Here is a 20,236-nt window from a genome sequence, read left to right as displayed (position 1 = left end):
GGAATTGCTTTGTCAATATCAAAGACTTGTGCGGCAGGCTTCAGGCCGCGTTTCCGGCGAAAACCGGCTGGAATTACCAGCGCAGAACGACCGAACCCCAGGCGAGACCGCCACCGATTGCCTCGGCGACCAGCAGGTCACCCTGTTTGATCTGGCCAAGTGCATGGCCGACCGACATGGCGAGGGGAATCGATGCGGCCGAGGTATTGCCGTGATCCTGCACGGTGACGACCACCCGCTCCATCGGAACCTTCATCCGTTTCGCGGTCGATTCGATGATGCGGATATTGGCCTGATGCGGCACGATCCAGTCGACATCGTCGCCCGTCAGCCCCAGCTTTTCGAGCGAGGCATGCGCGGTCTCGGCCAGTTTCTCGACAGCATGGCGGAAGACTTCCTTGCCTTCCATCCGCAGATGCCCGGTGGTGCCGGTCGAGGTGCCGCCATCGACGTAAAGCAGATCGCGGAAGCGCCCGTCGGAATTCAGATCGGTGGCGAGAATGCCGCGATCCGCGTTGTCACCCTGGCCTTCAACCGCCTCCAGCACCAGCGCGCCGGCACCGTCGCCGAACAGCACACAGGTGCCGCGATCGGTCCAGTCCATCAATCGCGAGAAGGTCTCGGCCCCGATCACCAGCGCGCGTTTCGCCTGGCCCGACACGATCAGCGCATTGGCATTCGAGAGCGCGAAAACAAAACCGGCGCAGACCGCCTGCACGTCAAAGGCGAATCCCTTTGTCATGCCGAGCCGGCCCTGCACCATGGTCGCAACCGAGGGGAAGGTCAGGTCAGGGGTCGAGGTGGCGACGATAATCGCGTCAATATCATCGGCGGTCATTCCGGCCTGGGCCAAAGCGGCCTCGGCCGCTTTGCAGGCCAGATCCGAGGTCATCTGACCTTCGGCTGCGAAATGGCGGCGCTCGATCCCCGAGCGCGAGCGAATCCATTCGTCAGAGGTCTCGACCAGTTTTTCGAATTCGGAATTCGGAACTACCCGCTCGGGCAGGTAATGCCCTACGCCCCTGACGACTGCACGCAAAGTCATACGGATGAACCGCCCTCTTTCGCGGGACCGGTTCCGGTTGTACCGGCAGGTCCCTCCATGGACCCCTCTGGCCCCGTTTCCTCAGACGCGCCATCCTGACGCGCCGTTTCGATAGATGCAAGCCGGGCCGCGATCCGTTCGGTCAGCCCGCTGAGCGCGAGACGCCGCGCCAGCCCGATGGCCGCCGAAATGCCGGTCGCATCGGATCCGCCATGCGATTTGACCACGGTGCCTTTCAGCCCGAGGAAAACCCCGCCATTGACGCGGCGCGGGTCAATATTCTTCTGGAACCTCTTCAGCGAGCGCATCGCCAGCAGTGCCGCGATTTTGGCAAAGAACCCGGCGGTAAAGGCTTCGCGCAGGCGCTCGACCACCAGTTTCGCGGTGCCTTCGCCGGTTTTCAGTGCGACATTACCGGTAAAGCCATCGGTCACGATCACGTCAGCGCGGGCGCCGGGGATCTCATTGCCTTCGACAAAGCCGACATGGGTAAAGCCGCCCGAAGCCGCATGGGCGGCAAGGATCTCATTGGCTTCTTTCAGCTCGGCCCGGCCCTTGTGGTCCTCGGTGCCGACATTCAGCAGACCGACACGCGGGCGCTGGATCGAGAGACCAAGCGAGGCATAGGCCGACCCCATCACCGCATATTGCAAAAGATCCGAGGGCTCTGCCTTCACATCGGCGCCGACATCCAGCATCACATTAAAGCCGCCGGGATTGCGCGAGGGCCAGAGGCAGGCAATCGCAGGGCGGTTGATCCCCGGCAGCTTGCGCAGCCGGATCATCGACACCGCCATCAGCGCGCCGGTATTGCCGCAGGAGACCGCAGCGCCCGCCTCGCCATTTCTGACACAGTCAATCGCCGCCCACATCGAGGTGTTCTGGCCATGGCGCATCACCTGGGCGGGCTTGTCCTCCATCGTCACGACTTCGGTCGCGTGACGCAGTTCAACCCGGCCTGTGAGGACCGGGGTCTTTGCAACCAGGGCAGACAGCTGCGCCTCGTCGCCATGAAGGATGACGAAGAGATCGGGATGCCGGGCGATGGAATCAGCAAGGCCGGCGACAAAAACCGCCGGGCCCTGGTCACCGCCCATAGCATCCGCAGATATGATGACGCGGGCAGCAGTGCCGGCAGGCGAGGTGTCTTTCACGCTCTTCATGCTGGGGTGCCGCTGCCCTGGGCAGGCTTATGCTGCGTCTTCGTCGATATCGACTTCGCGCGCCACAGCCACGACTTCTTTCGAATCGTAATGGCCGCAGGACGGGCAGACATGGTGCGGGCGCTTCAGTTCGCCGCAGTTGTTGCATTCGTTCGGATTCGCGGCAACCAGCGCGTCATGAGCGCGGCGCATGTTGCGGCGGGATTTGGTAACTCGGTTCTGAGGGACGGCCATGTCACAACCTCGGGGCTTGGCTAGCGGGGACAAGCCCCTGATTTCTATAGGGCCTTCTGTTGCCAGCGGGCCTGCTTTTCCTTGTGATACAACGCTGGCCGGACCATGCCCTCAGGGTCACAAGGACCATTTGGACAATAGAAAACCATTGCTGTTTCACAGCTTGAATGAGGCGCGGAAAATACTCGCTTTCGGCGGAGGTTCAACCCCTATTCCGCTGCGATCCTGACCTTAGCCCGATATGTGCGCCCTGGAGCCGGTCACGATGGTCTGTATCGACCTGCGATCACGATTCCGGTGCACCATCGGGCTTGTCGCCTTTTTTCAGGAGACCCGCAAGCCCGGCAAAAGGTTTCAGCGCCTCCTGCGTCAGCGGCGTCTCTCCAGGGGGCGCAATGACCGTCTCGCCGAGCTCTGCGCCTTCGGCGCGCGGCCAGGGCGGCAGCGCCAGCGCCAGCGCCTCGCGGGCGACATCGGCAATGTCGAGCATTTCGGGAAGCGGCTCTTCGCTGTCGCCTTCGGGGATCTCGAATTCCTCGGCCTCAGGCGGCGTCCAGTCCGACAGGAAGCTGCGCCTGACCTCTTCGTCGATCCGGGCGGGGACGGGGGCAAGGGTGACGACACAGGACTGGGTCACATCGGCCTCCATCCTGGCGACCAGACGGAAATCAGCGCGGCCTTCCGGCAGAATCTCGCCGACAAAGGTAAAGCGGTCGATTCGCGGCAGATCGAGGCTCCGGGCGAGTTCGGCCCGCCCCGCCGCATCCGGGCGCCAGCGAAAGCGCGTGGGCTTGCGATGCGAAAGCGTGGCCGCGCGCAGAATCGGCGCGGCGCTGTCGCGGCCTTCGGCGGCTGCGGGGGCGGGCGGATTGGGGGTCTTGGCTGCCATGAGTGTCACTTTGCCTGAATTTGCTGCGGTCTTATGCCCTTCCTCAGGGCGCGGTCTTCGGATCAGATCTTCCCGTGCCTCGTCGCGGAACAGATCGCGGGCCGATACCCCGAACCGGCAGTCCCGGGCCCGGTCCTGCTGAGGTCGGAGAGTGCTGCCTTGAACAAAGGGCGATCCTTCTGCTATCTCAGGGCGCAAGAGGGTATTGCCGGCCGGGACGGGCGGTTATCGACCTTATCGCAGAGAATTCGGGCAGAGCAACGGGGCAGGAATGGCAGGCAGGACTGGAATGGCGCTGCGTATGGCGGCCCTGGGGCTTCTGCTCATGGTCGCGGCCTGTGCGAAAGTCTATCGCAATCACGGCTATGTTCCCGATGATACCGAACTGGCAAAGGTCGAGGTCGGCGTCGATACCCGCGACACGGTGGCAACAAAAATCGGCCGCCCCTCGGCCCAGGGTCTGCTGAATGACCTGGGCTGGTTCTATGTCCAGAGCCGGTTTGAACATTACGGCCCGAAAGAGCCGACAGAGATCGAACGCCAGGTCGTCGCGATCAATTTCTCGGAAAACGGAACGGTGCAGAATATCGGCCGCTACGGGCTTGAAGATGGCCGCGTTATCGAGCTGTCGCGCCGTGTGACGGAAACGAATATCAAGGGCGTAAGCCTGATCGGCCAGCTTCTGGGCAATGTGGGCCGTATTCAGGCCGGCGACCTCGTCCGGAACTGATCTGATGCATTAAAGAAAAACGGCGCCGGTCTTCCCGGCGCCGTTTTTCTTTTGCCTGTCGGTCGTCCAGACCGCCGCCCAGACAGCTGTCCGGTCAGTCGTCCTGGCGGTCGAATTCCAGCGCCACACCATTGATGCAATAGCGCAATCCCCCCCTGTCTGGCGGGCCATCGGGGAAAACATGCCCCAGATGCGCATCGCAGCGCGCGCAATGGACCTCGGTACGGACCATGCCATGTGTGGTGTCGCGCGAGCCCTCGATGCTTTCATCGGCAACCGGTGCGGTAAAGGCGGGCCAGCCGCAGCCCGACTCGTAGCGCTCCTCTGAGGTGAACAGCGGCGCGCCGCAACAGATGCAAGTATAGACGCCGTCGCCTTCCGGTGTCTCGTCATGGGTAAAGGCGCGCTCTGTTGCATGGCGGCGGGTGACCTCATATGCGAGATCCGAGAGCTGTGCGCGCCAGTCCTGATCTGATTTGACGATCTTGCTCATATCGCTCTCCCTGAGATGATGGGTGTCTGAGGACGAATCTAGGGCGTGGGATGGGAATGTCGAGGGGCGGGGCTACGATCATTGCGCCACAAATGGCCGGCATCACGCGCGGCGGGATGCGGGCGCGGCTGGCAGACGGTGCCGGTGATACCGACGCGGTGATGGCGCTGCGGCACCAGGCCTGGCCTTCGGATGGCGCCGATCCACTGGATGCGGTCGCGGGGCAGCTGATGATCGAGGGCAGGGACGGGCGGCTTCTTGCGACATTGCGGGTGGGGCTGGTACCGGCCCTGGCGCTGGCGGCCAGCTATTCGGCGCGGTTCTATGATCTTGCGCCACTGGCAGCGGAAGGGGGGCTCTGGCTGGAGCCGGGCCGCTTTGCCGCAGCCCCAGGTGCCGGCTGGGAGGCGCTGCGGCTGTGCTGGGCGGCACTGGCGCGGATCGCGCTGGAGGCGGGGGTGCGGGGGCTCTTCGGCTGCGCCTCGTTTCCGGGCGCAGACTGGCAGCATCACCGCGAGGCGCTGGCGCTGCTGGCCGCGCAGCCTGTTTCGCCCGGCGCCCTGCGCCCGGGGCCGCGCGCGCCAGAGCGGGTGGCCTATCCGGCCCTGGCCGGTGTGGTCAGCGATCAGAAGGCTGCGCTGGCGGGGATGCCGCCCCTGCTGCGCTTTTATCTCTCGCTTGGCGGCCATGTGTCGGATCATGCGGTGGTGGACCGCCAGCTCGACACGCTGCATGTCTTTACCTGCGTCGAGACCGACAGAATACCAAAGGCGCGCAGAGAGTCTCTGCGCGCCCTTGCGATGGATTAACGAAGTTTGACCTGATCAGCCGCGTGCGCGGCGCCCGCCACGACGGCCACCGGCCGCACTTGTCGCAGCCGCAGCCGAGGCTTCCGAAAAGGTCTGGCCGCCCTCAACCGCCTCGATCACCTTCGAGAAGCGGATCCATTCGCCGCCATTCGCATCATGGTTCATCAGGAAATTGGCAGCGCGGATTGCCTCCATCTCCTGCTGGCGGACCGGGTTCATGATCGCGCTGGTCATGCCGGCGCAGATCGCCATCGGCAGGAAGGCGCCGTTGATTCCATGGCGATGCGGCAGGCCGAAGGAGATATTCGAGGCGCCGCAGGTGGTGTTGACGCCCAGCTCGTCGCGCAACCGGCGCACCAGCGTGAACACCTGCTGCCCGGCCGAACCCATGGCGCCAACCGGCATCACCAGCGGGTCAACCACGATATCATGCGCCGGAATGCCGAAATCGGCGGCACGTTCCACGATCTTCTTCGCGACGGCAAAACGCACATCGGGATCGGGCGAGATGCCGGTATCGTCATTCGAAATCGCCACCACCGGCACATTGTATTTCTTGACCAGCGGCAGCACGAGTTCCAGCCGTTCCTCTTCCCCGGTGACCGAGTTCAGGAGCGGGCGGCCCTCGCAGGCCATAAGCCCGGCCTCAAGCGCGCCCGGGACCGAGCTGTCGATGCACAAAGGCACGTCGACGGTTTGCTGTACGATCTCGATCAGCTGTTTCATCAGGGGCGGCTCGACAAAGTTATTGTCGGCGTAGCGCGGGTCTTTCGCCATCATATTGGTGAAGACGGCGCCCGAATTGATATCGAGCACGGTTGCACCACAGGCGACCTGTTCCAGAGCATCCCGGATGACGGTGTCGAAATTCCCCGCCTCAAGCTCGGCTGCGAGCTTTTTACGCCCCGTCGGGTTGATCCGCTCGCCGATGACACAAAAGGGCTCGTCGAAACCGATGATCACGGTTTTCGTTTTAGATTCAATGATGGTACGGGTCATTCCTGATCCTGTTGATTAAGTATGTTCAGGCAGCGCGTGCGGGTTTTCCGGCGAGGCCGCCATTGGCGGTGACCCATTCCGCATTGGTCTTGATGCCGCCGAGCGGGAAGAAATGCACCTGCTCGATTGCGAAACCGGGATTGGCGGCCTTATGGGCGGCAAGCGCGGCAAGCACATCGGTCGGCTCATAGGGCAGCAGCAGCTTGGTCACATCCAGCGCGCGTTTTTGCAGCACTTTCAAAGACGGGCCAACGCCACAGGCAATGGCGAATTTGATCAGGGTCTGCAGCTTTGCCGGCCCTGCGATGCCGATATGGACGGGCAGGGACACGCCCTCCTGCTGCAGCCGGTTGACCCAGGCAATCACCGGTTCCGCGTCGAAACAGAACTGTGTCGCCATCGCCATTTTCGCATCCGTCCGCTCGGCAAAGGCCGATTTACAGCGCGCCGCCTCCATCACCGCACGATCCGAGCCATCGGCGTCGATATCCTTATTGCCCTCCGGATGGCCCGCGACGTGGAGACGCTCGAACCCGTCAAAGGCGCCTGATTCCAGCAACTGCATCGAGGAGTGGAAATCGCCATAGGGTTTTGCGACCCCGCCCGCGAGCATCAGCCCCTGGCGCACGCCGACATCTTTGTAGCGCGAGATCCAGTCGACCAGCACCGCCTTATCCTTGATGATGCGGGCCGGGAAATGCGGCATCACCGTATAGCCTTCCTCGCCGATCCGTTTTGCGGTGGCGACCATTTCTTCGATCGGCGTGCCCTCGATATGGGCGATATAGACCCGGGTGCCCTCGGGGAGCAGCGCGCGGAAATCCGGGATCTTCTCGGCGGTGCGCGGCATGACCTCGATGGAATAGCCTTTCAGAAAGCTTTCCAGAGCGCCGCCGGATGTCGCGGGAGCGGCGGGTTTGCGGAAGGAAAACAGGGCCATCAGTCGCTCCTTTAACGTCAGTTGCATTCAGAGCTCAGCCCGCGGTGGGGGGCGTGGCCCAGCCATCATTGGCAATCAGCGCTTTGATCCGGTCGGTGTCGTATTCGGCCTCAAGGCGGGCGGCGGCATCGCGGGCGATGTCATCGGGATCGCCTTCGGCCTCGCCTTCGACGGCCTTGCGCCACTCTGCGAGATAGGCGTCAGAGTCCCGCGCGCCGATCTTCATCGCGCAGCGGTCGATTGCCTGTTCAAACCGCTCGGGCAGCTGCACTTTTGATCCGCGCCTGCCCTTGCCGACGATGACCTGGGCGGGAATGTCTCGCCAGCGAACGATGGTGATTTCCGGCATTGCTGCGATTCCCCCCTCAAGCCTCTCCGTCTTTGTGTAGACGTCGCAAACCAGCCGCCATGGTCGGTTTTCGACATGGCGACGCCTTGCAGCGACAGCGGGCACAGGCCTGTCCGGCGCGCCGATCTCTGCGCGCCGCCAGCGCCACACCCTCGCTGCCGCCACCCTGCCATGACGTGCCCCGTGATGAAACCTTGTCATACCAGGGCCACGCTATTACATTCGTCTCAACCACATATGGAGGGCGGTATGACGCCCGAGCGTCCCCAAGGGGCGGACGCGGCACCAGTCAGGGTCGAGCCAGAGCAATCCGGTTCCCTCCCCGGTGTTTCGTCACCCCGCGAAGGCCGGGGATCAGCGCTTTACGCTGCGCTGGATCTTGGCACGAATTCGTGCCGCATGCTGATCGCCCAGCCATCGGGTGCGCAGTTCGCGGTGACGGACAGTTTTTCCAAGACCGTGCAGCTTGGCGCGGGGCTGGAAGCATCGGGACGGCTCAGCCGGACCTCGATGGCGCGCACCATCCAGGCGCTGCGCATCTGTCAGAAAAAGATCGAAAAGCATGGCGTGACCAGAATGCGTCTGGTCGCGACCGAAGCCTGCAGGCGGGCGAGGAATGCCCGCGAGTTCATCCGCCAGGTGCGGCGCGAAACCGGCATGAGCCTCGAGATCATCTCGGCCGAGGAAGAGGCGCGGCTGGCCGTCGTCTCCTGCGCGCCCTTGGTCAGTGCAAAGACCGAACAGCTGCTGGTGGTCGATATCGGCGGCGGATCGACGGAACTCGTCTGGATCGACCTCTCTGCCGTTCCGCCCGAGGACCGCGCCAAATCGATCATGCGGCTCAGGACCGGGTTCAACCAGACCTCCGATCTGCCCCAGGCGCGGGTGGTGGACTGGATTTCGGTCAAACTTGGTGTGGCGACGCTGAAAGAACAATTCCAGGATGTCGAGGATGACGCCGCGCGTTTCGCGCTGATGTCCTGGTTTTTCGAGGAAAACCTCGCCTCCTTCAGCCCCTATCACGCGCAGTCGAAACGCGACGGTTTTCAGATTATCGGCACCTCGGGCACGGTGACCACGGTTGCGGCCTCCTGGCTGGGGCTTAAACGCTATGACCGCGCCAAGGTTGACGGGCTCGAGATGACCTCGACCCAGATCGATGGCGTGATCCGCGACTATCTGGCGCTTGGCCCCGAGGGGCGGCGCTCTGACCCGCGGATCGGGCGTGACCGCCATACGCTGATCATGTCGGGGGCGGCGATTTTGCAGGCCCTGATGCGGATCTGGCCCACTGAACGGCTGTCGGTTGCGGATCGCGGTCTGCGCGAGGGCCTGCTATATGCCCAGATGAGCGCCGATGGCGTACTGGATGAAGCGCCGTAAAAGAAGGGCCGCAGGATGTCGAAACCGCCAGAGGGCAAGAACACGTCGGGCCGTGGTGCGCGCGATCTGCGCGTCAAGGTCAAGACCGCCAAGGGGCGCAAGCTTTCGTCAACGCTCTGGCTGGAGCGGCAGCTGAACGACCCCTATGTCGTCCGCGCCAAACGCGACGGCTTTCGGGGGCGGGCGGCCTATAAGATCATGGAGCTTGATGACCGCTACGGGTTTCTGAAGCCGGGGGCGCGGGTGGTTGACCTTGGCTGTGCACCGGGCGGCTGGTGCCAGATCGCAGTGCCGCGCGTCAATTCGCTGGGCGAGAACCTGAAAAAACCGCAGGGCTATGTGCTGGGGGTCGATCTTCAGGAGGTGGAGCCGATCCCGGGGGCCGAGATCCACCAGCTCGATTTCCTCGAAGACGGCGCCGATGACAAGGTCAAAGCCTGGCTGGGCGGGCGCGCCGATGTGGTGATGTCGGATATGGCGGCGGCGGCCTCGGGTCATAAGGGCACCGACCACCTGCGGATCATCGCGCTGATCGAGGCGGCGCTGGCCTTCGCCTATGACGTGCTGGATGATGGCGGCACATTCGTTGCCAAAGTGCTGGCCGGCGGCGCCGAGAATCAGATGCAGGCCGAGCTGAAGCGCAACTTCACCAAAGTCGCCAATGTGAAACCGCCTTCAAGCCGCAAGGATTCCTCGGAAAAATTCGTGATCGCCATGGGCTTTCGCGGACGGAACCGCGAGGCGAGCCCTGACGGGGAATGACCCGTCCGGTCGGCGTGCAAGAGCGAGGACCAGAAACCGGTAGGGAACTGCTGCGTCCGTGAGGGCAGGTGACAGTCAGCGCGCGCGCGGGGCAGGGGCCGACTGCCGGAACCTGCCCCCGGCTCTCGCGGCTGATTACTGCGCGTGATGCCCCCTTTGGTCCGGCCGCTCCGGTAAAGCTGCGGCCCGCCGAACGCCGCCCCGTCGCTTTTCATCCATGCCTGAGGGACGAACATAGCCCGGATCCCAGGGTTGCGCCTCCAGGACCCTTGACGCCCGCCCCGCATTGACGCCATAAGCGCGGCAGCGGGCGAAGCGCCCCGGGTGTAACGGCCCGGAGCACAGACCGCGAAACGGTTCCCTCCGGCCGGATCCTGATCCTGCCGCTGCCATGCGGGTGCCGTGCGTTGCGGGTGTGGCGGAATGGTAGACGCGACAGACTCAAACTCTGTTTCCGCAAGGAGTGTCGGTTCGAGTCCGACCATCCGTACCACTAATTTCCCGGCGCTTCCGGGAACTTAGTGAAATAAGGGAAATTCGTACCGATAAGGTGTGAATTTCTTCCCTTGGGCTGCCATTCCAGCAAGATTTTTCCTTCATGATATGCACAAATTACGCACGTGCGTAGAAGGTGCTCATGGCAACATTCCGAACGCTTCCGTCAGGCGCCATCAGGGCAGAGGTCTCCTGCAAAGGCAGGCGATCATCTAAGTCATTTCCGACGAAGCAGGCTGCGAAATAATGGGCTGCTCGGCAAGAGTTCAGGATCACCGAGTCCTCAGAGGCGCCGGTCGATCATGGGACCTTCGGTGAGGTTCTCAAGCGCTATGCGAATGAAGTGTCGCCATCCAGGCGCGGCGAGCGTTGGGAGATTCTTAAGATCAGAAATTTTCGGAGCGATCCGATCTCGACATATAACATGGCAGACCTCACCCCAGAGGTCTTTGCTAAATGGCGGGACAAGAGACTGTCCGAGGTGCAGCCAGCCACGGTCAACCGCGAGATGCAGCTGATGTCTGCCGTCCTGAATTGTGCGCGAAAAGAATGGAGTATGTTAACTGTCAACCCGCTCTCGGATGTCCGCAAGCCCAAGAAGCCTGAGCCTCGGAACCGCTTGCCATTACCGGACGAGATGGAACGGATGGCTTATGCGGCCGGTGATGATCTCTCCACTGCGACCGCCCGAGCTTTTCATGCATTCAGGTTCGCGATCCAGACTGCGATGCGCGCGGGCGAGATTGTGGGCTTGACCTGGGATAGGGTTGATCTGCAACGGCGCGTCGCAAGGCTTGATCGGACGAAAAACGGTCGATCGCGTGAGGTGCCGCTCTTTTCTGAGGCGGTGCGGCTGTTGCAGGCGTTGCCAAAGACAGATCAGGCATTCAATCTGACCAGTGCGCAGATTGATGCTTTATGGCGAAAAGTCCGCGACAAGGCGCAGGCTGTGGGGCTGAACTTTCACGACAGTCGGCATGCCGCAATTACCGCGCTTTCGAAAAAGCTTGATGTCCTGGCGCTGGCCCGAATGGTTGGGCACAAAGACCTCCGCATGCTCCAAGTGTATTACAACGAAACGGCGGAGGAGTTGGCAAAGCGCCTGGACCAGGTCATGTTGACAAATGGCGAAGCCATCGCCTGATGCAGGCGATGTCGATGAAGCCGAGGAAACTGTCTGCGGTTTTGTCGTAGCGGGGTGCCAGGCGGCGACTGTTCTTGAGTTTATTGAAGCACCGTTCGACCATATTGCGCAGTGTGTAGATGGTCATTTCGACGGCCTTGCGCACTTTTCGGTTCTTTCGCATCGGGATCATTGGCAGGGCGTTGCGGCTCTCGATATCTTCCCGAATTTTATCACAGTTGTAGCCCCTGTCTGCGACCAGGACGGCTGGCTGCGGCAGGTTGGCGGCCATCACCAGATCATAGCCCGTGTAGTCTGAATCCTGCCCGGGCGTGATCTCGGTCCGCATCGGGAGGCCAGCACCGTTGACGAAGGACGATGGATCCTGGTCGAGAACCCACCTTTTGTCAGCAGTCCCCCTTTTACGCCGGCCGCATGGTGGTGGGCCCTGATCACGGTGCTGTCGATCATCTGGAGCTTGTCGGGCGCGAGCTTGGCGTGGTTCAGCGCATCCAGGATGTCCTCCTACAGCCCGGCGAGCGTCCAGCGCCGGAACTGCCGGCAGACAGATGACCACTTGCCAAACTCCTCTGGCAGGTCCCGCCAGGGCGCACCGGTCCGCGCGACCCAGAAAATGCCATCCAGAACAAATCGATGGTCCGCAGGCCTGCGCCCGTTCGGATGCCGGACGGCTCGGGTGAAGCCCTCAAAGAACGCCCATTCGTCATCGCACATCAGGTTACGTGCCAGGCTCATCTCCCTCGTAGAGATGATCTTGAAACACAGCCGACCGCGCAGGGAAATCCTTTTTGTTAACACAGCCTAAGACAGCGCGGGTGGTTTTCTGCGCGACAGAGATCTGCGAACTCACCATGTGAGACTTGCCGTTTCGCAGACTGATCCGCTCGTCCGCCGGATCTCAACGAAAACGCCAGGCCGGAACTTTCATGATTGTCCGGCTTCCGGCCGGGATCACTGCAGCCGAGCGTACCCCGGCGCATTTAACCCGATGCCTGGCTCAACATGAAATTCTGCGCCTTACTCCGATGCTCAAGACATCCAATTCGGGAACAGGAATCGCATCGCGGGAGTGGATCTCAGTAGCTGCGGATCAGCCCGACCAGCCGCCCCTGAACCCGGACCAGGTGATCCGGGATAACCCGGGTTTCATAGGCTGGATTGGCAGCCTCCAGCGCGATCATATTGCCGCGGCGGCGATAGCGTTTCAGGGTCGCCTCCTGATCCTCGACCAATGCCACCACGATATCGCCATTATCGGCGGTTCCCTGTTCGCGGATCACCACGATATCGCCATCGTTGATCCCGGCCTCGACCATGGAATCGCCTTTGACTTCAAGCGCATAGTGATTGCCGCGCCCCGAAAGCATCGACCCCGGAACCGCGATGTGATGCGAGACCTCGGCAATAGCCTCGATCGGCACACCGGCAGCGATCCGGCCCATGACCGGCAGTTCCAGCGCATGAACCGCTGAAACCGGCAGCGCATTTGCGGGCTGGGCGACGCGGTCGCCGTCGATCACGCGGGGCGAGAAGCCAGGCGCTGTGGCGGTGACATCCCCTGCAGGCGCGGATGCGGCAGAACGTTTTTCCAGCGCTTCGGGGAGGCGGATGATCTCCAGTGCACGTGCGCGATGCGCGAGCCGGCGGATGAAGCCGCGTTCCTCAAGCGCCGTGATCAGCCGGTGGATCCCCGATTTCGAGCGCAGATCCAGCGCCTCCTTCATCTCGTCAAAGGAGGGCGGGACGCCATCGCGGTCCAACCGGTCCCGGATGAAATTCAGAAGCTCGAGCTGTTTGCGCGTCAGCATATCTTTCTCCGCCAGAGATCCGGGTTGCCCTGAATGACTGCGACGTATGTCACGACACATATCACGAGGCGTTGATGTAATGTTCTGACGATGTTCTCTGTTTGTGTCAAGCCCCGTGCCGGTTTGAGCCGGCACTGCAATCGTGGATTGTGACGGCTTTATCGCAGCCGCTCAGATCGGGATATAGCGGACGGGGTCGCCTGCATGACGCGCGCCGTCGCCGACAGGGCGCAGTAGAAGCGCGTTCGAGGCGCTCAGCACAGTCAGCAGAGCGCTGTCCTGACGGTCAAAAGCGGTGATCCTGCCGTCCTCGACACGGGCGCGCATGTAATGCGCGCGCGGGCCATTGGCGGGAAGATCCTGAGCGAGTTCGGCCGTCAGGAAATGCGGTCCCGGCGCGGGGTCGCCCTGCATATGGCGCAAAAGTGGGCGGAGGAACAGTTCGGCGCAGATCAGCGCCGAGACCGGGTTGCCCGGCAGCCCCAGCATCGCCGCGCCGAACAGCCGCCCCGCCATCAGCGGTTTGCCGGGACGCAGCGCGATCTTCCAGAACCCCGCCTCCATCCCGAGGCTTTTGGCCACCGGGGCCACCAGGTCGTGATCACCCACTGACGCACCGCCCGAAGTCACGATCACATCTGCATCCTGCGCGAGGGTGAAGACCGCGCTCAGATCGGCTTCGGTGTCGCGTGCGATGGGAAGGAAACGGGCAACTGCGCCTTCCTCTTCGGCTATCGCTTTGATCGCAAATGAATTTGAGGCGATGATCTGATCGGGGCGGGGGGTGTCTCCGGGCATGACCAGCTCGTCTCCGGTCGAGATCACCGCGACGAGCGGGCGGCGGCGCAGCGAGACGCTGGCGACATTCATCGAAGCGATCAGTGCCAGGTCGGCGGCGCGCAGCCGGCGCGGGCCGATCTCGGATCCGATGCGGAAATCCTGGCCGCGCGGGCGGATATTGGCGCCGGAATCGCGATCGGTGATGGTGATGCGGTCGCCCTCGCGGCGTGTATTCTCCTGGATCACCACGCGCGAGGCGCCATCCGGAACCGGGGCACCGGTGAAGATCCGCACCGCCTGGCCCTCGCCGATCACGTCGGTAAAGGCATGACCTGCGCCTGCTTCACCGATCACGCGAAAGCTCTCGCCGGGGGCGGGAGTTCCGGCCAGCGCATAACCATCCATTGCCGAAGCATCAAAGGGTGGCTGGTCGCGACTTGCGATCACCGGGGCGGCAAGCCAGCGGCCGGCGGCGTCGCGGAGCGGCACCTCTTCAGTCTCCAGTTCTGGCGCAAGGGCAAAGAGCCGCGCCATAGCCTCATCAACCGGCATCAGGGGGCCGGGGTTTTTCGGGCCGGGGCCAGTATCCGTGGGCCCGGTATCCGTGGGGCCAGTATCCGTGGGGCCAGTATTGGTGGGGCTGCTCATAACCCGGCCTCGAAACTGCCGGATTTGCCGCCTTCTTTGCGCAAAAGCCGGATGCCTTCGATCCGCATTCCCTTTTCCGCCGCCTTGAGCATGTCATAGACCGTCAGCGCCGCGACAGAAACGGCGGTCAGTGCCTCCATCTCGACGCCGGTCTGGCCGGTGGTGCGGACGGTCGCGGTGATATGGACGCCGCCCTGGCCTCTATCCGGGGTCAGCTCCAGCGCGACTTTGGTCACCGGCAGCGGGTGGCAGAGCGGGATCAGATCGGCGGTGCGTTTCGCCCCCATGATCCCGGCAAGCCGCGCCGTTCCCAGCACATCCCCCTTGGCCGCGCGGCCTTCGGTCACCAGGGCCAGCGTCGCGGGTTCCATCATCACCCAGCCCTCGGCCAGAGCAAGGCGCGAGGTCACGGGCTTGTCGGAGACATCGACCATATGGGCATGACCCTGATCGTCGAAATGACTGAGCGGCGAGGGGGCGGCGGTGGGCGTTTCAGCGGGCGTTCGCGGGGTCATGGCGCCTCTCAGAGCGGCATTCCGCCCTGGGCGGTCAGCGGGCGGGAAAGAATTTCGCGGGTGGCGGCGGCAACATCGTCCTGGCGCATCAGGCTCTCGCCGATCAGGAAGCAGCGCGCACCGTAACGGGCGAGATCGGCGAGATCTTCGGGCGTGTGGAGCCCGGATTCCGCAACGATCAGCCGATCCTCGGGCACCCGGCGCGCAAGGCGGCGGGTGGTGTCGAGAGTGACCTCGAACGTGTGGAGATTGCGGTTATTGATGCCGATCAGCGGTGATTTCAGATGCTGGGCGCGTTCAAGCTCTTCCTCGTCATGCACCTCGATCAGCACATCCATCTTCCACTCAAAAGCGGCCGCTTCCAGCTCCATCGCCTGGTCATTCGACAAAGACGCCATGATCAGCAGGATGCAATCGGCCTTGAGTGCACGGGATTCAGCAATCTGCCAGGGGTCATAGATGAACTCCTTGCGCAGGCAGGGCAGTTTCACTGCATCATGCGCCTGCGTGAGGAAGTCGTCATCGCCCTGGAAAGACGGCGTGTCGGTCAGCACGGAAAGGCAGGTGGCGCCACCCTCTTCATAGGCGCGGGCAAGGGCGGGCGGGTCGAAATCGGCGCGGATCAGGCCCTTTGACGGGCTGGCCTTCTTGATTTCGGCAATCAGCCCGTAGCCGCCACTGGCCGCCGATTGCAGCGCCGCCGCAAAGCCACGCGGGGCCGGAGCCTGGCGGGCGCTGTCCTCGACCTCGCTCTGCGAGCGCAGCGCTTTGCGGGCCGCGATCTCTTCGAGCTTATAGGCCCTGATGCGATCGAGAACGGTCTTGGACATGGGGCAGCCTCCGTCTTGGCAGTGCGGTTTGCCCCGGCGGCAGCGCCGGGGTTTCACACCCCCGGACCCCCGTGGAGTATTTCCATCAAGAGGAAGAGGCGCTCGTTTCCTGTTCTAACCGGCTGACCGGCTGAAGGAAAGGCTTCAGGCGGACCAGTCGATGATGGGGTCACCCCGGGCGGCCAGCCAGGCATTGGTCTGGCTGAAGGGGCGTGAGCCAAAGAAGCCGCGATAGGCCGAGAGGGGGGAGGGATGTGCGGATTCGAGGAAGAGGTGATTTTCCCGGGGGAGGCGGGCGCAGAGTTTTTGCGCGGGACCGCCCCAGAGGAGGAAGGCGCGGGGGCCGTCCTGTGCGGTGGCACTGAGGATCTGGGCCGTGAGGGTGCTCCAGCCCCAGGTCTTATGGCCAAAAGCCTGGCCCACCGGCACGGTGAGGGTGGTGTTGAGGAGGAGAACGCCCTGTTCGGCCCAGGCGCTGAGGTCTCCGTCAGCTTTGATCTGGCCCGTGTCAGAGGCGAGTTCGGTCAGGATGTTTTTCAGCGAGTCGCGCGGGGGCGCGCCGGGGGGGAAGGAGAAGGCGAGACCCCGGGCGCGGCCTGGCGTGTGATAGGGGTCCTGGCCGAGGATGATGACACGGACCTTCTCGCGCGGGGTCAGGGCGAGCGCGCGGAAGATGTTCTGTGCTTCGGGCTGCCAGCCGGGAGAGGCCGCGAGACGGGTCCAGAGCGCGGGCCAGTCGGTCCGGAAGAAGGGAAGCGAGGCCCAGGATTCCGGGATTTCGGGGGAGGCGGGGATTTCGGCCGGGATCATGGTGGGTTACCTCGATGCCTGGGCGGCGCCCGGCCGGTCGGTCGGCGCGGGCTGACTCTTTTCCAGGACTTGCGTTGAATGTGCTGAAGTGGTGGGCGCCGGGGAACCTGAATGGGCCGGCTTATCTGGCGGAAAGGTGGATGTACCCAGGTCAGAAACTCCGGTCAGGCGTGATGCATTTCGGGCGGCCATGATGCGGAGGTGAGCTTTCGCATCCTCCCCGGCAGGCCCGGGGGCAGGGGCAGGCGCTGCCTGCGGCATTTTTCGCGGCGGCAGCTTTATCAGGAACTCACCGGGCAGGCGCCGCCAGCCCGGGCCACTTTTGAAAGACGTCAGATGCAGACCGGGTCGGCCGGTCTCACCTGGCACCCGATGGTTCAGAAGCGGGCTTTCCCCGGGCACCGAATCTGTCGGATTGCCGTTGCGGGGGGCGCTGCCAGGAATGGTGCGAAGCCCCTCCCGCAAGGAGACGATGGTGGGAACAGTCGGGAGATCCTCACCAGTCGCAGGGGGGCGGGCCGGGCCGCAGGAGTGGTCTTCCCCGGGGTTGGGGCTCCGTTCGGGGAAAGCGCCGCGCAGTCCTTCGGGCGGGGGCAGGTCCAATGCGCGAAAAGTCAGCGTGGGAACAGGGGGCAGGCCGCGGCCCGATCCGGTTTCCGCAAAGGCTGCCGCATGGCTAGAATGCCGGGCCCGGTCATGATCTGCGTCGGACTGCCGCAAAAAGCGCTGGTCCGGCCAACTGCTTTTGCCGGACGTGCGTGCAAGAGGGGGCTGGAGGCACTCCGCCTCCTTCCTGTGGTCTGCGGTCAGAGGCACGCCGGAGCGCCCTCAGGCATTCGATACCCTGACCAGAGCCTCCAGTTTTGCCTTTGCCGCGCCGCTGTCGATGGCGGTGCGGGCAAGCTCTGCGCCCTCTTTCAGGGTCGCGGCCTTGTCGGCCACCACAAGGGCCGCCGCAGCGTTCAGGAGGACCGCGTCACGATAGGCCCCCGCCTCGCCTTCGAGCAAGGCCCGCAAGGCTGCAGCGTTTTCCGCAGGATTGCCGCCCATGATCTTCTCAAACGGGTGGTAGGGCAGGCCGGCATCTTCCGGATGAAGGGTGAATTCGCGGATCTCGCCCCCCTCCAGCGCCGCCACTTTCGTCGGCGCGGCAATCGATATCTCATCGGTGCCGTCGCCGCCATGCACCAGCCAGGCCTTGACGCTGCCAAGGGCGCGGAGCGTTTCAGCCATCGGGCGGATCAGCGCTTCGGAAAAAGCGCCGGTCAGCTGGCGGGTCACCCCTGCCGGGTTGGTCAGCGGCCCGAGGATGTTGAAGATCGTGCGGGTACCAAGCTCGGTGCGCACTGGCCCGACATGGCGCATCGCCGGGTGATGCATCGGGGCCATCATAAAGCCGATGCCAGTTTCCCTCAGGCAGGTCTCGACCTGCTCCGGTGAGAGCATCACATTGAGGCCAAGCTCTGTCAGCGCATCCGCCGCGCCCGATTTCGAACTGAGATTGCGGTTGCCGTGTTTGGCGATGGCGACGCCCGCGCCTGCGACGACGAAAGCGGTCGCGGTCGAGATATTCAGCGTCCCTTTGCCATCGCCGCCGGTGCCGACGATATCCATCGCGCCTTCGGGCGCGCGGACGCGGTGGCTTTTGGCGCGCATCACGGCACTGGCGGCGGCATATTCATCGACCGTCTCGCCACGGGTGCGGAGCGCCATCAGGAAGCCGCCCATCTGGGCCGGTGTCGCGGCGCCCTCGAACAGCGCGTTGAAGGCGGCTTCGGCCTCAGTGCGGGTCAGCGGGCGACTGGCGGCAAGGCCGATCAGCGGTTTGAGAATATCGCTCATGCGGTGACCTTAACGCCTGCTTCTTCAAGGAAATTCGCGAGCAGCCGGTGGCCGTGTTCCGAGGCGATGGATTCCGGGTGGAACTGCACGCCCTCGATCAGTTTTTCGCGATGCCGGAGCCCCATGATGGTGCCGTCTTCCAGCCATGCGGTGACCTCAAGGCAGTCGGGCAGGCTTTCGCGCTCGACGATCAGGGAATGGTAGCGGGTGGCCTCGAACGGAGAGGGCAGGTTCCGGAACATGCCCTGGCCTGCATGATACATGGAGCCCATCTTGCCATGCACGATCTCATGGCAGCGCACGACCTTGCCGCCAAAGGCCTCGCCAATGGTCTGATGGCCAAGGCAAACTCCCAGAAGCGGCACATCGGCCTCATAAGCGGCGCGGGTCAGGGGCAGGCAGATCCCGGCCTGGGCCGGATCACAGGGTCCGGGCGAAAGCACGATGGCCTCGGGGCGCAGCGCCAGCGCTTCCTGCACCTCAAGCGCATCATTGCGCTTCACCACCACATCGGCGCCAAGCTCGCCGAAATAATGCACCAGATTCCAGGTGAAACTGTCGTAATTGTCGATCAAGAGCAGCATATGTCTTCACCCTCCAGGCCCTGGCGGTTCCATCGCGGGGATCGGCGGGATGCGGCCGGGAGGCGCCCGTGGGCCCAGGTTTGGGCTGCGGTCTCCTGTCCGGACGGGTATCGGCCCCGGGGAACATGAGACGCTTATCGCGCATCTGCCGGGGGGGAGCAACTGCCCCCGCACCCGGCTTTGGTGTCAGATCAGTCTCTGGAATTCACGAAGCCGCCGCCGAGGCCGAAGTCGATATTGCGGGTGCCGATATTGTAGCCGAAATTCGCATCGACATAGCCGCCATCGCCGACATAGGAGATGCCGAGATTGGGGCGCAAAGACTCGGAAGCGAAATGGTAATCCAGCCCAAGCGAACCGGCCGAGTGGTCTTTGTCGCGGTCGGTGAAGATTTTTGCGCCAGCGGCGAGGCCACTGTTTCCGCCGCTGCCAAACACCCAGCTCAGGCCAATGCCAAGCCCGGCATCACCGGCTTGCGCGGGGGTGGAGGTGCCGGGAGCGACGCCGGCGATAAGGGTGCTCAGCGCAAGGCCGAGCCCGAAGGCTTTGCTGATTTTGGTCATGGCGTTTCTCCTGCCCGATCGCAGATCCTGTCTGAGGGAAGCATGTATCCCCCTGGATCTGGCGTTGGTTATGGGCGGAGCTTAGACCATTTTGTACGGGTTGAAAACCCTCGCGGCGGCGACTGGCAGGGGCTTGGCCCCCGGTCAGCGGCGCAAAGCCTAGGGCGCAGGTTCAGAAGATAGGGAAGCCAGTGGCGGAAATCGCGCGGCCCGCGACCGGCACCGCAATGGTGGCGATCAGCACGGCGGCGGCCAGGCCATTGCCCTCGGCATCACACCAGATGGTGTTGTCGGAGCCGCGATGGATGAGCCGCACATTGGCAATGGTCGTGAGACTGGTGGTGCCAGCCTCGAAGGCCGAAGCAGACAGGGTGCCTGCCACCACCCCGCTGCCAAAAAAACGCCACCGAGAAAGGGAGCA

Annotated in this window: 24 protein-coding genes and 1 tRNA gene; 6 read left to right on the top strand and 19 right to left on the bottom strand. The window is 63.5% G+C overall.

What is annotated here, in order from left to right; translation table 11 throughout:
• Positions 1-73 precede the first annotated feature (73 nt).
• The 4 genes from AC4FS3_RS15180 to AC4FS3_RS15165 all read right to left on the bottom strand — a co-directional run bounded on the left by AC4FS3_RS15180 (position 74) and on the right by AC4FS3_RS15165 (position 3,331).
• Positions 74-1,045, bottom strand: a complete 972-nt coding sequence (locus tag AC4FS3_RS15180; protein WP_491021257.1) for a beta-ketoacyl-ACP synthase III — start codon at positions 1,043-1,045, stop codon at positions 74-76.
• Positions 1,042-2,208: a phosphate acyltransferase PlsX gene (gene plsX, locus AC4FS3_RS15175; protein ID WP_491021256.1), complete on the bottom strand. Its 1,167-nt coding sequence runs from the start codon at positions 2,206-2,208 to the stop codon at positions 1,042-1,044. The genes AC4FS3_RS15180 and plsX overlap by 4 nt, the downstream gene beginning before the upstream one ends.
• A gap of 27 nt (positions 2,209-2,235) precedes the next feature.
• On the bottom strand, positions 2,236-2,442 hold the full coding sequence (gene rpmF / locus AC4FS3_RS15170) for a 50S ribosomal protein L32 (RefSeq protein WP_092896987.1): 207 nt from the start codon (positions 2,440-2,442) through the stop codon (positions 2,236-2,238).
• A gap of 286 nt (positions 2,443-2,728) precedes the next feature.
• Complete coding sequence (locus tag AC4FS3_RS15165) at positions 2,729-3,331, bottom strand: YceD family protein (RefSeq protein ID WP_198838793.1); 603 nt, start codon at positions 3,329-3,331, stop codon at positions 2,729-2,731.
• Between the two features lie 271 nt (positions 3,332-3,602).
• Between AC4FS3_RS15165 and AC4FS3_RS15160 the strand changes: the two genes are divergently transcribed.
• Positions 3,603-4,061 (top strand): outer membrane protein assembly factor BamE, encoded by a 459-nt coding sequence (locus tag AC4FS3_RS15160; protein WP_233093067.1) that lies wholly within the window; start codon positions 3,603-3,605, stop codon positions 4,059-4,061.
• 94 nt (positions 4,062-4,155) lie between these two features.
• Here the strand turns inward: AC4FS3_RS15160 and msrB are convergent, their stop codons facing one another.
• On the bottom strand, positions 4,156-4,554 hold the full coding sequence (msrB, locus tag AC4FS3_RS15155) for a peptide-methionine (R)-S-oxide reductase MsrB (RefSeq protein WP_283177719.1): 399 nt from the start codon (positions 4,552-4,554) through the stop codon (positions 4,156-4,158).
• 56 nt (positions 4,555-4,610) lie between these two features.
• On the opposite strand from msrB, the gene AC4FS3_RS15150 reads away from it, so the two are divergent.
• Positions 4,611-5,363: an ornithine-acyl-ACP acyltransferase gene (locus AC4FS3_RS15150; RefSeq protein ID WP_491021255.1), complete on the top strand. Its 753-nt coding sequence runs from the start codon at positions 4,611-4,613 to the stop codon at positions 5,361-5,363.
• Between the two features lie 15 nt (positions 5,364-5,378).
• Here the strand turns inward: AC4FS3_RS15150 and AC4FS3_RS15145 are convergent, their stop codons facing one another.
• The 3 genes from AC4FS3_RS15145 to AC4FS3_RS15135 are packed head-to-tail and all read right to left on the bottom strand — an operon-like array spanning position 5,379 to position 7,651.
• Positions 5,379-6,362 carry a methyltetrahydrofolate cobalamin methyltransferase gene (locus AC4FS3_RS15145; protein ID WP_491021254.1) on the bottom strand — a complete coding sequence of 328 codons (984 nt, stop codon included), beginning with the start codon at positions 6,360-6,362 and terminating at the stop codon, positions 5,379-5,381.
• A gap of 25 nt (positions 6,363-6,387) precedes the next feature.
• Positions 6,388-7,302 (bottom strand): methylenetetrahydrofolate reductase, encoded by a 915-nt coding sequence (locus tag AC4FS3_RS15140; RefSeq protein ID WP_491021253.1) that lies wholly within the window; start codon positions 7,300-7,302, stop codon positions 6,388-6,390.
• A 34-nt stretch (positions 7,303-7,336) separates the two neighbouring features.
• Entirely contained in the window at positions 7,337-7,651 is a 315-nt protein-coding gene (locus tag AC4FS3_RS15135; RefSeq protein WP_092897005.1) for a virulence factor, read from the bottom strand.
• A gap of 249 nt (positions 7,652-7,900) precedes the next feature.
• Here AC4FS3_RS15135 and AC4FS3_RS15130 point away from each other — a divergent pair, with 249 nt between their 5' ends.
• The 4 genes from AC4FS3_RS15130 to AC4FS3_RS15115 all read left to right on the top strand — a co-directional run bounded on the left by AC4FS3_RS15130 (position 7,901) and on the right by AC4FS3_RS15115 (position 11,435).
• Positions 7,901-9,034, top strand: a complete 1,134-nt coding sequence (locus AC4FS3_RS15130) for a Ppx/GppA phosphatase family protein (protein WP_491021252.1) — start codon at positions 7,901-7,903, stop codon at positions 9,032-9,034.
• A gap of 15 nt (positions 9,035-9,049) precedes the next feature.
• Positions 9,050-9,796 (top strand): RlmE family RNA methyltransferase, encoded by a 747-nt coding sequence (locus AC4FS3_RS15125; RefSeq protein ID WP_491021251.1) that lies wholly within the window; start codon positions 9,050-9,052, stop codon positions 9,794-9,796.
• A gap of 409 nt (positions 9,797-10,205) precedes the next feature.
• Positions 10,206-10,289, top strand: a tRNA-Leu gene (locus AC4FS3_RS15120).
• Positions 10,290-10,715: 426 nt separating this feature from the next.
• Positions 10,716-11,435 carry a tyrosine-type recombinase/integrase gene (locus AC4FS3_RS15115; RefSeq protein WP_491021250.1) on the top strand — a complete coding sequence of 240 codons (720 nt, stop codon included), beginning with the start codon at positions 10,716-10,718 and terminating at the stop codon, positions 11,433-11,435.
• Here the strand turns inward: AC4FS3_RS15115 and AC4FS3_RS15110 are convergent.
• The 11 genes from AC4FS3_RS15110 to AC4FS3_RS15060 all read right to left on the bottom strand — a co-directional run bounded on the left by AC4FS3_RS15110 (position 11,404) and on the right by AC4FS3_RS15060 (position 20,197).
• A complete protein-coding gene (locus AC4FS3_RS15110) occupies positions 11,404-11,991 on the bottom strand; it encodes an IS5 family transposase (RefSeq protein WP_491021249.1) in 588 nt (195 codons plus the stop codon). The two genes, AC4FS3_RS15115 and AC4FS3_RS15110, sit on opposite strands and share 32 nt — an antisense overlap.
• Complete coding sequence (locus AC4FS3_RS15105; RefSeq protein WP_491021352.1) at positions 11,940-12,149, bottom strand: transposase; 210 nt, start codon at positions 12,147-12,149, stop codon at positions 11,940-11,942. Before AC4FS3_RS15105 ends, AC4FS3_RS15110 begins: the two co-directional genes overlap by 52 nt.
• Positions 12,150-12,511: 362 nt before the next feature.
• A complete protein-coding gene (gene lexA, locus AC4FS3_RS15100) occupies positions 12,512-13,243 on the bottom strand; it encodes a transcriptional repressor LexA (protein WP_283177724.1) in 732 nt (243 codons plus the stop codon).
• Positions 13,244-13,414: 171 nt separating this feature from the next.
• The gene (locus tag AC4FS3_RS15095) at positions 13,415-14,578 is read right to left on the bottom strand and encodes a molybdopterin molybdotransferase MoeA (protein WP_491021351.1); all 1,164 of its coding nucleotides are present in this window, start codon (positions 14,576-14,578) and stop codon (positions 13,415-13,417) included.
• Between the two features lie 89 nt (positions 14,579-14,667).
• A complete protein-coding gene (gene moaC, locus AC4FS3_RS15090; RefSeq protein WP_283177725.1) occupies positions 14,668-15,186 on the bottom strand; it encodes a cyclic pyranopterin monophosphate synthase MoaC in 519 nt (172 codons plus the stop codon).
• 8 nt (positions 15,187-15,194) lie between these two features.
• Positions 15,195-16,016 carry an indole-3-glycerol phosphate synthase TrpC gene (gene trpC, locus AC4FS3_RS15085; RefSeq protein WP_283177726.1) on the bottom strand — a complete coding sequence of 274 codons (822 nt, stop codon included), beginning with the start codon at positions 16,014-16,016 and terminating at the stop codon, positions 15,195-15,197.
• Between the two features lie 144 nt (positions 16,017-16,160).
• Complete coding sequence (locus AC4FS3_RS15080; RefSeq protein ID WP_491021248.1) at positions 16,161-16,826, bottom strand: uracil-DNA glycosylase; 666 nt, start codon at positions 16,824-16,826, stop codon at positions 16,161-16,163.
• Positions 16,827-17,654: 828 nt separating this feature from the next.
• The gene (gene trpD, locus AC4FS3_RS15075; protein WP_491021247.1) at positions 17,655-18,668 is read right to left on the bottom strand and encodes an anthranilate phosphoribosyltransferase; all 1,014 of its coding nucleotides are present in this window, start codon (positions 18,666-18,668) and stop codon (positions 17,655-17,657) included.
• The gene (locus tag AC4FS3_RS15070) at positions 18,665-19,252 is read right to left on the bottom strand and encodes an aminodeoxychorismate/anthranilate synthase component II (RefSeq protein ID WP_491021246.1); all 588 of its coding nucleotides are present in this window, start codon (positions 19,250-19,252) and stop codon (positions 18,665-18,667) included. Before AC4FS3_RS15070 ends, trpD begins: the two co-directional genes overlap by 4 nt.
• Before the next feature lie 191 nt (positions 19,253-19,443).
• Positions 19,444-19,815, bottom strand: coding sequence for a hypothetical protein (locus tag AC4FS3_RS15065; RefSeq protein ID WP_491021245.1), 372 nt, complete (start codon positions 19,813-19,815; stop codon positions 19,444-19,446).
• A 172-nt stretch (positions 19,816-19,987) separates the two neighbouring features.
• Positions 19,988-20,197 (bottom strand): hypothetical protein, encoded by a 210-nt coding sequence (locus tag AC4FS3_RS15060; protein WP_491021244.1) that lies wholly within the window; start codon positions 20,195-20,197, stop codon positions 19,988-19,990.
• Between the last annotated feature and the right edge of the window lie 39 nt (positions 20,198-20,236).

It is taken from the genome of Pseudogemmobacter sp. TB195 (genome assembly GCF_058313095.1).
This window is presented reverse-complemented; position numbering and strand designations above follow the sequence as displayed.